The organism is Novosphingobium sp. GV079 (assembly GCF_003058045.1).
Taxonomy (GTDB): domain Bacteria; phylum Pseudomonadota; class Alphaproteobacteria; order Sphingomonadales; family Sphingomonadaceae; genus Novosphingobium; species Novosphingobium capsulatum.
Window position 1 is genome coordinate 25,658 of the sequence record NZ_QBUE01000025.1, and the last position, 13,960, is coordinate 39,617.

Annotated in this window: 10 protein-coding genes and 2 pseudogenes; 9 read left to right on the forward strand and 3 right to left on the reverse strand. The window is 58.5% G+C overall.

What is annotated here, in order from left to right:
• Window positions 1–15: 15 nt before the first annotated feature.
• From C8K14_RS20890 to C8K14_RS20900, 3 genes are all read left to right on the forward strand, one after another.
• Window positions 16–1,647 carry an electron transfer flavoprotein-ubiquinone oxidoreductase gene (locus C8K14_RS20890; protein WP_107718943.1) on the forward strand — a complete coding sequence of 544 codons (1,632 nt, stop codon included), beginning with the start codon at window positions 16–18 and terminating at the stop codon, window positions 1,645–1,647.
• Between the two features lie 6 nt (window positions 1,648–1,653).
• Entirely contained in the window at window positions 1,654–2,877 is a 1,224-nt protein-coding gene (locus C8K14_RS20895; RefSeq protein WP_107718921.1) for an NAD(P)/FAD-dependent oxidoreductase, read from the forward strand.
• A 133-nt stretch (window positions 2,878–3,010) separates the two neighbouring features.
• Window positions 3,011–3,955, forward strand: coding sequence for a nitronate monooxygenase family protein (locus C8K14_RS20900; protein WP_107718923.1), 945 nt, complete (start codon window positions 3,011–3,013; stop codon window positions 3,953–3,955).
• Window positions 3,956–3,963: 8 nt separating this feature from the next.
• Here C8K14_RS20900 and C8K14_RS20905 read toward each other — a convergent pair whose 3' ends face one another.
• Window positions 3,964–4,746, reverse strand: a complete 783-nt coding sequence (locus C8K14_RS20905; RefSeq protein ID WP_107718925.1) for an enoyl-CoA hydratase/isomerase family protein — start codon at window positions 4,744–4,746, stop codon at window positions 3,964–3,966.
• Between the two features lie 586 nt (window positions 4,747–5,332).
• Between C8K14_RS20905 and C8K14_RS20910 the strand changes: the two genes are divergently transcribed.
• The 5 genes from C8K14_RS20910 to C8K14_RS20930 are packed head-to-tail and all read left to right on the forward strand — an operon-like array spanning window position 5,333 to window position 11,663.
• A complete protein-coding gene (locus C8K14_RS20910; RefSeq protein WP_107718927.1) occupies window positions 5,333–7,084 on the forward strand; it encodes an alpha/beta hydrolase in 1,752 nt (583 codons plus the stop codon).
• Between the two features lie 3 nt (window positions 7,085–7,087).
• Entirely contained in the window at window positions 7,088–8,485 is a 1,398-nt protein-coding gene (locus tag C8K14_RS20915; RefSeq protein ID WP_107718929.1) for a bifunctional enoyl-CoA hydratase/phosphate acetyltransferase, read from the forward strand.
• Complete coding sequence (locus C8K14_RS20920) at window positions 8,482–9,669, forward strand: acetate/propionate family kinase (protein WP_199223791.1); 1,188 nt, start codon at window positions 8,482–8,484, stop codon at window positions 9,667–9,669. Before C8K14_RS20915 ends, C8K14_RS20920 begins: the two co-directional genes overlap by 4 nt.
• The gene (gene fabI / locus C8K14_RS20925) at window positions 9,670–10,446 is read left to right on the forward strand and encodes an enoyl-ACP reductase FabI (RefSeq protein WP_107718930.1); all 777 of its coding nucleotides are present in this window, start codon (window positions 9,670–9,672) and stop codon (window positions 10,444–10,446) included.
• Window positions 10,443–11,663 carry a phospholipase A gene (locus tag C8K14_RS20930; protein ID WP_107718932.1) on the forward strand — a complete coding sequence of 407 codons (1,221 nt, stop codon included), beginning with the start codon at window positions 10,443–10,445 and terminating at the stop codon, window positions 11,661–11,663. The genes fabI and C8K14_RS20930 overlap by 4 nt, the downstream gene beginning before the upstream one ends.
• Window positions 11,664–12,153: 490 nt before the next feature.
• On the opposite strand, the pseudogene C8K14_RS23270 reads toward C8K14_RS20930, so the two are convergent.
• Window positions 12,154–12,525 (reverse strand): annotated as a pseudogene (locus C8K14_RS23270) (helix-turn-helix domain-containing protein); the annotation flags it as partial.
• Between the two features lie 15 nt (window positions 12,526–12,540).
• Between C8K14_RS23270 and C8K14_RS20940 the strand changes: the two are divergent.
• Window positions 12,541–13,056: an SDR family NAD(P)-dependent oxidoreductase gene (locus tag C8K14_RS20940; protein WP_107718936.1), complete on the forward strand. Its 516-nt coding sequence runs from the start codon at window positions 12,541–12,543 to the stop codon at window positions 13,054–13,056.
• Here C8K14_RS20940 and C8K14_RS20945 read toward each other — a convergent pair.
• Window positions 13,023–13,865 (reverse strand): annotated as a pseudogene (locus C8K14_RS20945) (IS256 family transposase); the annotation flags it as partial. The gene C8K14_RS20940 and the pseudogene C8K14_RS20945 overlap by 34 nt on opposite strands.
• Window positions 13,866–13,960 lie beyond the last annotated feature (95 nt).

Genomic DNA, 13,960 nt, shown 5'->3' on the forward strand with positions numbered 1-13,960 from the left:
GTGGAACGCGAAACCATGACCTATGATGTCGTGGTCGTCGGTGGCGGGCCGGCGGGGCTGGCGGCATCGATCCGGTTGAAGCAGGTCAACCCGGAAATCTCCGTCTGCATTCTGGAAAAAGGTTCCGAGATCGGGGCGCATATTCTTTCGGGTGCGACGATTGATCCAAGGGCTCTGGATGAGTTGTTTCCGAACTGGCGCAACGAAGACTGCCCGCTGGCGGATGTGCCGGTTACCGACAATTGGCATTGGCATCTGACAAAGAAAGGAAAATTCGCCTTTCCTCATGCCTTGATGCCAAAATTTCTGTCCAATCATGGCAATTATACCGGATCGCTTGGCAATCTATGCCGCTGGCTTGCCGGCAGGGCCGAAGAACTGGGGGTGGAGGTGTTCCCCGGCTTTACGGGTGCCGAAGTCCTCTACGATGAAGACGGGAAAACCATCGGTGTCCAGACCGGCGACATGGGTGTAGGGCGTGATGGAGAGCCTAGGGCTGACTTTCAGCCAGGCATGCATCTGCTGGGGAAATATACCGTTTTCTCAGAAGGTGCACGCGGCCACCTGACAAAGCGCCTGAAGGCGAAATACGATCTTGAGGTCGATTGCCAGCCTCAGGTCTATGGCCTTGGCATCAAGGAGTTGTGGGATATCGATCCCGCCCGGCATGTGCCGGGCCGTGTGATCCATACCCAGGGCTGGCCGCTGGCCGAAAGCGGCAGCTGGGGTGGTGGTTTTCTGTATCATCAGGCGGGTTCTCAGGTCGCGCTCGGCTTCGTCACAGCACTCGACTATAAAAACCCTTACGTCTATCCATTCGAGGAATTCCAGCGCTGGAAACAGCATCCGGAAATTCGTGCCATCCTGGAAGGGGGCAGGCGCGTCGCCTATGGCGCGCGGGCCATCAACGAGGGCGGCTGGCAATCGGTCCCCAGGCTGGCCTTTCCTGGCGGGGTGCTGGTGGGGTGTTCCGCGGGTTTCGTCAACGTGCCCAGGATCAAGGGCAGCCATACGGCGATGAAGAGCGGTATGCTGGCCGCTGAAGCCATCGCCGCTGCCATCGCGGCCAGCCGTGAGCATGACACGCTGGAACATTACGATACCGCTGTTCGCGAAAGCTGGATCGGCACGGAACTCAAGCTGGTCCAGAACGCTGAACCGCTTGTGGCCAAATGGGGTGGAGTGATCGGTACGCTGCTGGCCGGAATCGATATGTGGCTGCGAGCGGCAAAGCTGGGCTTCATCCCGCCTATGACGCATCACACCGACGCATCTGCTCTTGAGCGTGCCGATCTTTACAAACCCATTGCCTATCCCAAGCCCGATGGCGCTATCAGCTTCGACCGGCTGACGTCCGTCTCCTTCTCCTTCACCAACCACGAAGAAGACCAGCCTTGCCACCTGCGGCTGAAAGACGACACAGTACCCAGCAGGATCAATCTACCGCTCTATGCCGGCCCCGAAGCGCGTTATTGCCCGGCGGGTGTGTATGAATTTGTCGATGTCGGCGGCGATGCGGAACCCCGCTTGCAGATCAACGCCCAGAACTGCGTTCACTGCAAAACCTGCGACATCAAGGACCCTACCCAGAACATCGACTGGGTCACGCCGGAAGGCGGTGGCGGGCCGAATTATCCGAATATGTGAGGAAATATGGAAAAAGCAGACATTGTGATCGTAGGGGCAGGGCACGGCGGCGCGCAATGTGCAATCTCGCTGCGCCAGAACGGGTTTGCAGGCTCCATCGCGATAATCGGTCGCGAGAAGGAACCGCCCTACGAGCGACCTCCCCTCTCGAAGGAGTATTTTGCGCGCGAAAAAACCTTCGAGAGGCTCTATATTCGCCCGCCCGGTTTCTGGGATGAGAAGGATATTACCCTGTATCTTGGCCGGGAAGTGACGGCAGTGGATCCGGTCGCACACAGCCTTCTGCTGAACGACGGTAGCGCCTTCGCTTATGGTCAATTGGTATGGGCTGCCGGTGGCGATCCGCGCAAACTGTCCTGTGCTGGCGCGGACCTGGCTGGTATCCATGCAGTGCGCACGCGTGCCGATTGCGATCAGCTGATGGGCGAAGTCGATGGCGGTGTGAACAAGATCGTTGTCATCGGGGGCGGGTATATCGGGCTGGAAGCCGCCGCAGTGCTGACAAAGAAGGGCCTGTCGGTCACCTTGCTTGAAGCCTCTTCACGCATTCTGGCGCGTGTTGCCGGGCCTGAACTTTCAACTTTCTATGAGGCTGAGCACCGGGCGCATGGCGTCGATTTGCGCACGAACGTTACCGTTGAAGCCCTGGTCGGAGAAGGGCGGGTAACGGGTGTGAAGCTTTCCAGTGGCGAAATCATTCCAGCCGAAGCGGTGATCGTGGGGATTGGCATCGTCCCTTCGGTAGCGCCCCTGATCGAAGCCGGTGCGCTGGGCTCCAACGGGGTCGATGTAGACGACTATTGCCACACGTCGCTGCCCGACATTTATGCCATTGGCGATTGCGCGGCCTTTGCCTGTGCCTATGCGGATGGCGCTGTTCTTCGCGTGGAATCGGTGCAGAACGCCAATGATCAGGGAAACTGCGTGGCAAAAGAAATCACCGGAACACCCGTTGCCTATAAGGCTTTTCCGTGGTTCTGGTCGAACCAGTATGATCTCAAACTGCAGACCGCCGGGCTTTCCGTAGGTTATGATCAGGCCATCACCAGGGGTGATCCGGCAAACCGCGCCTTCAGTGTCATCTATCTGAAGGCGGGCCGTATGATCGCCATAGACTGCGTCAACATGGTGAAGGATTACGTGCAGGGGCGCAAGCTGATCGAAGCTGGCGCCACTCCCGACACCGTGCAACTCGCGGATGTTGGTTGCGCTCTCAAGGATTTGATATGATAAAATTAAGTTTATTATCAGTATTTTGAGGAAAAATATTTTTCTTCCTCGGGTGTGAAAGGCGGGCCAGAGCTGCCCCAGCCTGCCGCGCCAGCGCAAGATAACTGAATTCTGGAAGCAAACGGAGCCGACTATGACCTTGCCTGCAATCTTGGGAAACCGGCTGAGGCTTCCCGTCATCGCTGCTCCCATGTTCCTTGTTTCGCAACCTGCACTGGTTTTGGCCCAATGCCGCGCCGGAATCGTTGGGGCATTTCCGGCACTCAATGCCCGGCCTGGTCCAGTGCTGGAGGATTGGCTGAAGCGTCTCCGTTCGGAGTTGACGGATCAGGACGCGCCTTTTGCTGTGAATCTGATCGTTCATGCCACAAATGAACGGCTGGAGCATGATCTGGCGCTATGCGTGAAATATCAGGTACCGCTGGTTATTACCTCGCTGGGTGCGCGACCAGATGTGTTTGACGCTGTGCACGCCTATGGTGGTTTCGTATTCCATGACGTGATCAACAACCAGTTCGCCCACAAGGCGATCGAAAAGGGAGCTGATGGCCTTGTCGCTGTGGCTGCAGGAGCTGGGGGGCATGCCGGAACGATTTCCCCCTTTGCCCTGATTCAGGAAATTCGCAGCTGGTTCGATGGGCCGCTGGCCTTGTCGGGTGCCATTGCTCATGGGGCGAGCATCGCGGCAGCTCGCGCTCTTGGGGCAGATTTTGCCTATATGGGCTCGGCGTTCATCGCCACCGAAGAGGCCAACGCGGACGAGGCATACAAGCAGATGATCGTCAGCAGTGGAGCGCAGGACATCCTCTACTCAAATGCCTTCACCGGCATCCACGGAAATTACCTGATACCCAGCATCCGTGCGGCTGGACTTGATCCCAATGCGTTGACGGGCTCGGATCCGTCGAAAATGAGTTTTGCGGAAAACGCGGTGGACAAGAAGGCATGGCGCGATATCTGGGGCGCAGGGCAGGGCATCGGCGCTGTCGACGCCGTGGTCCCGGCGGCCGAACTGGTTGCTCGGCTTGGCCGGGAGTATCGGAATGCGATGGCCCGAATTTGCATGACACCGAATTGACGGAAGGTCTATTCTCCGGTGAATTTGGGCTTCTGCCGGGCGAGAAAGGCCTGGACTGCGGATTGCGCATCCACGGTGTCCATGGCGGAGCCGATCGCCTTGGCTTCGACGTCTAGATGATCTTCGTAGCTGGCGGAAAAGCTCTGGCTCAACAGGTGTTTGATGCCTCCAAAAGCACGCGTTGGACCTTGAGCTAATCGTTCAGCGATTTGCAGCGCTTCGGCTTCTACGACATCGTCGGCGACGACACGAGTCACCAGACCCCACTCCAAAGCATCAGCTGCGCTCAATCGCCGGTTCAGATAGGCCAGCTCCTGTGTGCGGCGCAGCCCGATCAAGCGGGGCAGTGACCAAGTGGCGCCACCATCGCTGGTAAGACCTATGCCGGGATAGGCCAAGGTGAAACTTGCTCCTTCCCCCGCCAATACAATATCGCCTGCGGCAGCAAGGCTGAAACCCGCCCCTGCTGCTGCACCTCGAACAGCGACCACCACTGGCGCATTTATGGAAGCCAGGCATTTCATGCCCTGATGCAGTCGCTCTGCCAAGTGTTCGATGAAAGCCCCAGGAGCGCCCTGTTCTGCAAAGGCGTTTATATCACCGCCGACGCAGAAATTCTTACCTTCGGCATTCAGCAGCACGGCACGTACGGAGCTATCTGCCATCACTGTTTCGCAGGCGTGGACCAAGCTTTCGATGAAATCTCGGCTCATGGCATTTCCAGATTCCGGCCGAGCAAGACTGATCCGCGCCAGCCCATTTTCTACTTTCAATTTGACCAGTTCTGACATGGTTCTGTGATACCTCCTCGATCTCGTTGCTTCTAAGTTTAGCCTGTGCGTGCAATAATTCTTCCGCGAACTATGCGAGCAGATTTCAGTATATTCCTTGTATTCTTAATTTATAATAATTCCACCCAAAAAACCATCATGAAAAATTTTAGGGAATCATCTATTTTTCTATGGATTTCGTCCAATTCCGATAGGTATTTACGATAAACTTACTGAAGTGGTGTGGGTTTGTTCGTTATGCCATCGGGATATTTCAGTCACTGTGGCTGACTGAGGGGAGCTACCCGATGTGAAGGATGGAAAGAACATTCAAACGCCACGGAGTATCCGCTTTGTATCTACTCGATGTCCTGGTCACATATTGCAACCAAGCGATTGGGCAGGGATTCCCTATGGAAGGAGAGGCAAGCGCACTGGCGAACCATTTTCGGCTTGATCGAGCGAGACCCGAATCGCTTGCAAATTATGTATCCTGAGTAGTACCGTTATTCAAGCGCGGGGTTCGCACCGGGTCATTGACCTGACCTGTTTTGGTACGTGTTTTTCCGTCAAGGCTTTTGTGTGGCTGGATAAAGGACGCAGGACGATGCTCGAATTAACTGCCAACACACCACCGGATCCACTGGACGGTCTTGCCGAAATGTTTGACCGTGCAGCTATCGCCATGATCGCTCAGGTGACACATGGCCTTTCTCCGAGCACGTTGGCGCAGGCGTGTTCAGACTGGATATTGCATCTGGCCTGCCTGCCGGGCAAACAATTCCAGTTGGGGAACAAGGCCGCGCATAAATATATGCGCCTCGGCGATTATGCCTTTCGCAGCGCTCTGCAGGCTGACGCGCCTCTTGCGATTGAGGCGTTGCCCCAGGACCATCGTTTCGACGACCCGGCCTGGCAAAAGGCCCCCTATAACATGCTGGCGCAGTCTTTTCTGTTGACGCAGCAGTGGTGGCACGCGGCAACGACGGGCGTCAGAGGCGTCGGGCGGCACCACGAAGAAATGGTGGCTTTCGCCGCCCGGCAGTTGCTCGACGTTCTGGCTCCAACCAATTTCATTGCGACCAATCCAGTCTTGCAACAGCGGATAGCGGAGACTGGAGGGCGCTGTCTTGTCGATGGCTTGCATTACCTGATCGAGGATATGAGCCGACTGGCGCGTGGAGAGCCGCCAGCGGGCACGGAAGCCTTTAAAGTAGGCGAGAAGGTGGCGGTGACGCCGGGCAAGGTGGTCTATCGCAATGATCTGATCGAACTGATTCAATATTCGCCTACGACGGGCGAAGTCCGCCCCGAGCCGGTGCTGATCGTGCCAGCCTGGATCATGAAATATTACATCCTGGATCTTTCACCAGGCAACTCGCTGATCCGATGGCTAGTGGGGCAGGGCTATACGGTGTTTGCCATTTCCTGGCATAATCCGACCAGCGCCGACCGAAATCTCGACATGGAGGCCTATCGGCGGCTAGGGCCGCAAGCCGCGCTTGATGTCATTTCCGCCATTACCGGCTGCGCGAGCATCCATGCGCTGGGCTATTGTCTGGGCGGCACGCTGCTGGCGATCACTGCGGCGGCGTTGGCACGGGCCGGTGACACGCGTCTCGCCAGCGTCACTTTGCTTGCTGCACAGACCGAGTTCAGTGAACCGGGTGAACTGGGCCTGTTCATTGATGAATCCCAGCTTGATTTGCTCGAAAACATGATGTGGAGCCGCGGTTATCTCGACAGCAGCCAGATGGGCGGCGCCTTCCAGATTCTGCGCTCGAACGATCTGATCTGGTCGCAGGTGCTCACTACCTATCTCATGGGCGAGCGCGAGGCGATGAGTGATCTGATGGCATGGAACGCTGACGGTACACGTATGCCTTATGCCATGCACAGCGAATATCTGCGCCGTCTGTTCCTTGAAAACGAACTGGCGCATGACAAGTACCGAGTTGAGGGGCACAGCCTCTCCCTTGCGGATATTTCCGCGCCGATTTTCGCTGTCGGTACCGAGCGCGACCATGTTGCACCCTGGCGTTCCGTCTACAAGATACATCAGCTCGTCCATGGTCCAGTGACTTTTGTCCTCACCAGCGGCGGGCACAATGCAGGCATCGTTTCGGAGCCTGGTCACCCGCATCGCAGCTATCATATTCTGACTCATACCGATGGGGAACCTTCGTACGATCCCGAGGAATGGATGGGCCGCGCCGAGTTGCATCAAGGCTCATGGTGGGAGGCCTGGGGACAATGGCTTGCCGCGCATTCGGGTGCGCCTGTGCCGCCGCCACCCATGGGCAGCGAACGGTTTCCGCCACTGGCTTCCGCGCCAGGCCACTATGTGCTGGAGCGCTAGGCGATGTCGGAACTGATCGAAAACAAGACTTTTGCCGAAATCGCCGTTGGAGACAGTGCGAGCCTGACCCATACCGTTACGCATCAGGACATCGAACTCTTCGCGCTGGTGTCGGGCGATGTGAACCCTGCCCACATGGACCCCGACTATGCCGCGACCGGCATGTTCCACCGGGTTATCATCCATGGCATGTGGGGAGCAGGCCTGATCAGTGCGGTATTGGGTACCGAACTGCCGGGGCCGGGTACAATCTACCTTGGCCAGACGCTGCGCTTCCTGAAGCCGGTGGGGCTGGGGGATACGATTACCGCAAATGTCACTGTCGCCGAGCGGCGCGAGGACAAGGCCCGGCTGAAACTTGCCTGCCGCTGCGTCAATCAGAAGGGCGAGGAGGTGATTACTGGCGAGGCGGAGGTGATAGCCCCAACCGAGAAGGTCAGCCGTCCGCGCGTCAGCCTCCCGGATATACGGCTGGCCGAGCATGACGCGTGGCGCCAGCTGATGGGCGCCGCGAGCGGGGAGGCTGCGCCGACGGCCGTCGTTCATCCTTGCAGCGTGTCGGCGATCGATGCGACGCTGGAAGCGGCAGAGGCGGGACTTATCACGCCGCTTCTGGTGGGGCCGGAGGCAAAAATCCGCGCGGCGGCCGAAGAGGCAGGGAAAAACCTTGCCGGTATCAGGTTGATCGATGCCCCCCATAGTCATGCGGCAGCCACCGAGGCCGTAGAGCAAGTCCGTTCGGGCGTCGCACGATTGTTGATGAAGGGCTCGCTTCATACCGATGAGCTGATGGGAGCGGTAGTCAACGCAGCCACAGGTCTGCGCACCGCACGGCGTATCAGTCACGCCTATATCATGGATGTGCCGGGGCATCCGCGCCCCCTCATCATCACTGACGCGGCCATCAATATTGCCCCTACGCTGGAGGAAAAGGCCGATATCATCCGTAATGCCATCGATCTGGCTCATGTCATCGGCATGGCCGAACCCAGGGTGGCCATTCTGGCGGCGGTGGAAACCGTGAATCCGGCGATGAAGGCCACGATTGAGGCCGCAGCCTTGTGCAAGATGGCCGAACGCGGGCAGATTACGGGAGGGATACTGGATGGCCCCTTGGCCTTCGACAATGCCATCAGCCCAGCTGCCGCGCGCGAGAAAGGGATTGTTTCGTCGGTTGCGGGGCAGGCAGACATTCTGGTCGTGCCCGATCTGGAGGCTGGCAACATGTTGGCCAAGCAACTGACCTTTCTGGGGCAGGCCGATGCGGCCGGTATCGTGCTGGGCGCCCAGGTGCCGATCATCCTGACCAGCCGGGCTGACAGCCTGCGAACGCGGCTGGCTTCATGCGCAGTGGCGGTGCTGCTTGCGCGCGCGACACAAACGAAGGTGCCGCAATCGTGAAGGCGCTCATCTGCCTGAATGCGGGCTCCTCCAGCATCAAGTTCGCATTGTATGTTCTGACGGGCGAGAACGAGCCGGATCTTTGCGCGCATGGGCAGATTGCAAAGATCGGTATCGCGCCTGTCCTGCGGATCACCGCGCCGGATGGAGCAGGCCTCCATCACCGCGAATGGGCTGATGGCGCGGGACTGAGCCATGAAGCGCTGCTGGGTGCCTTGCTTGATTGGACGATGGGGCATTTGCAAGGACGCGAGTTGATGGGTGTCGGCCATCGGGTTGTGCACGGCGGAGCGCTCTTCTCCGCACCGCAACAGGTGGATGAAGGTGTACTGGCCTCGCTTTCGGCGCTGAGCGATCTTGCTCCGCTGCATCAGCCTCATAATCTTGCCGCGATCCGGGCGATAAGTGCCCTGGCGCCGCATTTGCCGCAGGTTGCCTGTTTCGACACGGCCTTTCACCATGCCATGCCCGCGCTTCACACGCGGTTCGCCCTGACGCGCGATTTGCATGATCATGGCGTGCGTCGATATGGCTTCCATGGCCTGTCCTATGAGTTCATCGCCGGTCGCCTGGCCCAGATCGATCCTACGCTTGCCCAAGGGCGCGTGCTGGTGGCGCATTTGGGCAACGGTGCCAGTCTGTGCGCGTTGAAGGCGGGCTGCAGCGTTGAGACCAGCATGGGCTTTTCCGCGCTCGATGGCCTGATGATGGGCACGCGCTGTGGCACGCTGGATGCCGGCGCGGTGCTGCACTTGCTGATGCAGCAAGGTATGAGCGCCTCTGAAGTGGAGGATCTGCTCTACCGGCAATCAGGGCTTCTGGGCGTTTCGGGCCTTTCCAGCGATATGCGTGAACTGGAAGCCAGCCCGGCACCGGGAGCTGAAGAGGCCCTGGATCTTTTCGCGTGGCGCGTGGCGCGTGAAGCGGGGGCATTGGTCATGGCACTGGGCGGGCTGGATGGTGTGGTCTTTACCGCCGGGATTGGCGAGAACGATGCAGTGATGCGCGCGCGCATCTGCACCTATCTGGAATGGTTGGGCGCGATGGTTGATTTTGAGGCCAACACTGCAAGCGCGCCCGTCATCAGCGCGCCCGGTAGCCGGGTAGTGATCCGTGTCATCCCGACCGATGAAGAACGCATGATCGCGCTTCATGCGCTTTCTGTCCTGCAGGAGGGTCATTGAATGCCTGAGCCGCTCGTCAATCTTGCCGGGAAGCGAGGCCTGGTGGTAGGCATCGCTAACGACCACTCGATTGCCTCGGGTTGCGCGGAGGCTTTCAGGCAGTGCGGGGCGCGACTTGGTGCCAGCTATCTCAACGAAAGGGCACGCCCCTTCGTTGAGCCGGTGGCCGGGAGATTGGGGATCGAGTGGCTTTCCGCCTGCGATGTGCGCGTGCCCGGCGAACTGGAGGCTCTCTTCGAGGAGGCCAGGTCCCGTTGGGGAGGGCTCGATTTTGTGCTGCACTCCATCGCTTTTGCTCCACGGGAGGACCTGCATGGTCGGGTGGTGGACAGCAGCGAGGAGGGCTTCGCCACAGCGATGGATATTTCCTGCCACAGTTTCATCCGAATGGCTCGTTTGGCCGAACCGCTCATGTCCGAGGGCGGCTGTCTGCTGTGCGTCACCTTTTTTGGCTCGGAGCGCGTGGTCGAGCATTACAATTTGATGGGACCTGTGAAGGCGGCGCTGGAAAGTGCCACGCGCTATGTTGCCGCTGAACTTGGGCCCAAACGCATCCGTGCGCACGCCATATCGCCTGGCCCCATAGCGACCCGCGCGGCCAGCGGTATCGATCGGTTCGACGAAATGCTTGATCGCGCCCGGGCTCAAGTCCCGGAGCGTGAATTGGTGGATGTCGAAGACGTGGGCGCGCTTGCTGCATTCCTGGTAAGCCCGGCGGCGAGACGCATCACCGGCACGATCATTCCCGTCGACTCCGGGCAGCATCTGATGGCATGATTGGACGATCCGTTCCTCTTGCCGGCACTGCCGTGGCGTGTGCGGTCTTGGCTTTGCCTGGGGCTGCTCATGCGAGCGAAGCTGTCGAAATTCTGATCAGCCACACCGAGGGGCGTGACGATCAGGGGCGTATTATCGTCGTCGTACGACTGCTCAATGCCACCGATATGCCGCAGGATATGATCCTGCCCGACAAGGTTGAGGCGCGGATCACAATGGCCGGAGCGCAGGGAGGCGAGACGACCGAAACGGTCTTGCTGGACCGTTCACCTGCGACGAGGCCTGATCTGAGCATCGCGGCGGGCACATTCGCCACCGCACGCTATCTGCTTTTGCCGACGAGCGTTGCTGATGGTGGTGTACTGTCAGTGCCGGCATGGGGAGGGCGGCAAATGGCTCTGGCTATTGCTCCGGCAGTCGCCAGCCCGCATCATGCAGAGACTACGCTGTCATCGAAGCCGGAGGCACCTCCACCGTCAGACCGGGCGGTCGGCAATGCGTTTCTTGGCGATCTATCGGTTTATGAACCGATTTATGCGGTTTACGGGCCTGGCACCAATACCGCTGCCCGCATTCAGTTCAGCTTCAAGTACCAGCTGTTCGGGAGCCGCAGGTCGAACGATCTGCCGCCATCGTTGCTTGATGGCCTCTATTTTGCCTATACGCAAAGGATGTTCTGGGATCTTGAGGCCAGGTCGGTTCCGTTTCGCGACATCGACTATCAGCCTGAACTGTTTTACCTGTCGTCTCCGCTGCATCTTTCCGAGCGGGCTACTCTGAGTGGTCAGATCGGCTTTCGGCATGAATCGAACGGCCGCGATGGTGCTGCCTCGCGCAGCATGAACACCGCCTACATCGCGCCCATGGCCTCATTCTCGTTGCCCGATCGGTGGCGACTGACCGTTGCGCCCCGTCTCTGGCTATTTGTGGGCAATCTTTCTGACAATGCGGATATCCGACGCTATCGCGGGGACAGCGGCCTTTTCGCCGAAATTGGCGAAGACAAGGGTCTGCGTTTATCCACTACAACGCGTTTCAATTTTTCCAGCGGGAAGGGGGCGTTATCGGCTGATCTCTCTTATCCTCTGAAGCGGATCTGGCATGGAGGACCCGACCTCTATCTCTATGGTCAGGGCTTTATCGGTTATGGCGAGAATCTGCTCGATTATAATGTTCGGGCAACACGCTTCCGTATTGGTGTTGCCTTTGTTCGATGACGTCGCGTGAGCAGAAAAGGCGCGAGCGTTGTCCGGCCGGTTCCAGCTATCATGGCGCAAGTGCCTTCATTAGAAGACCCATCGCCTTTTCAAGATATTCTCTTTTCGCGGCGGGAGTGTTTGGCAGTTCGTCGGCAACGAGAATTCTGTATCGAGGAACTCTGATGAGAACATCGAATGCAAACAGAGAGACATAATCTATATCGTCTATCTGTATCTCTTTATTATTAATGCTTTGGTGTAGTATGGCCTTTATCAAGGCTATGGGGCCGTCGTTGAGTAGTTGCTTGGCCCTTTGGTAAATATCAGGCGCTCTCTTGGTCGCCCATATGGCAAGGCTTTCCAGTATCAATACCTCTGGCTTCAATGACATGTTCAGCATTCTTGTACTGATATGCAAGAGGCGTTCTCGCAATGCGCCATCTGGAGGTCGTACTGAACTCACGGGTTCGATATGGCATGCAAAGCCATATTCGATGACTCTGAGGATGAGATCTTCCTTTGATCCAAAGCGCAAGTAGAGCGTTCGCTTCGATACGTTGGCGGCCGCGGCAATAGCATCCATGGTGGTGCCGTCGACCCCGCGCCGCCCAAACTCGGCAAGCGTTACCGACAGGATGTGAACCCCCAACTGTGATGCGATCTCCTGTGACGGCCGGCCACCCTTGGGGGAGCGGTTCAATAGGATGCCATCCGGGTTTCCGCTTTCGCGCATCTGTGTCCTCGCCTTTGGATTCCGGACGACAATGGCACCAATTATTGATTGAGCGCAAGGTTGCGAGCGCCTAATAACACTATACAGTATACATATGGTGTGAATGATTCGCCTCATCCGGGCGGGGATTCCTTGGTAAGGTCGCATATTGTGGGGGCGTATATGGAGGGGGTTGCGCTGGTGACAGGTGGCACGCGGGGTATCGGAAGTGCGATCTCGCGCGCGCTTAAGGTGTCCGGCTACGTGGTCGCAGCGGTCTATCACGGCAATGACGAAGCTGCCGCCCAGTTTGCCGATGAGGCTGGCATCCCGACATTCAAATGGGACGTGTGCGACCCGGACGCTTGCGCGGATGGGGTCAAATGGGTCGAAGCTTCACTAGGGGCGATCTCGGTATTGATCAATAATGCGGGCATAACGCGTGATGGCATGTTTCACCGCATGGGTTGGGAGCAGTGGCGCGCAGTGCTGGGAACCAATCTCGATTCGATGTTTGCAATGACGCGCCCCGTTATTGAAGGGATGCGGGAGAGGCGCTGCGGTCGGATCGTCAATATCTCGTCTATCAATGGCCAGAAGGGACAGGTTGGTGGTCGCGTCCGTCAATGTGGTGTAAATTCGGGTGTGGCCATCGGGCTGCATTTTCAGGCGGCTTTGGGTGTAATCTGTAGCGGCTGAACCTCCTCGATGATTGGTGTGGCGAGGGCTGCCATGCCTTCAATCTGCATGTAGCGGTGTTGGAGTTGGTATTCGTCGTTCTGCTCGAGCAGAACGGCGCCGACGAGGCGGATGATGCTGTCCTCGTTCGGGAAGATGCCGACGACATCGGCACGGCGCTTCACTTCCTTGTTCAGGCGTTCCAGCGGGTTGGTGCTGTGCAACTTCACCCGGTGCTGCTCGGGGAAGGTCATGTAGGCGAGCACGTCATGCTCGGCGTCGTCCATGCAGGCGCCGAGCTTCGGCCAGCGGGCGCGCAACTGGTCGGCGACCTGGCGCCAGACCTGTGTCGCGGCAGCGTGGTCGGGCTGGAGGAAGACCTGGCGGATAGCGGCGGCAACGACAGTGTTCTGGCCCTTGGGCACGTAGGCCAGGGCATTGCGCATGAAGTGGACGCGGCAACGCTGCCAGGTGGCGCTGAGCACTCGGGTGATCGCCGCCTTGAGGCCCTCGTGGGCGTCGGAGATCACCAGCTTCACGCCAGTCAGCCCCCGCCGTGCGAGGTCCTTGAGGAAATCGGACCAGAACACCTCAGCCTCGGAAGGGCCAATGTGGAGGCCGACAATCTCGCGCTTGCCCTCGGTGTTGACGGCTACGGCGATTATCGCGGCGACGCTGACGATCCGCCCGCCCTCGCGCACCTTGAGGTAGGTAGCGTCGAGCCAGAGGTAGGGCCAATCGCCGGTAAGCGGGCGCTTCAGGAAAGCATGGACGCGCTCATCGATGTCCTTGCACAGCTTGGACACCGAGGACTTGGAGATGCCAGTCATTGAGGTGGTGCCGTTTTTCTGGACAGGATGATAAGCTCAGCCTGACCTGAGGAATGGACTGGAATGAAGACGACGAGAAAGCGCTACAGCGCGGA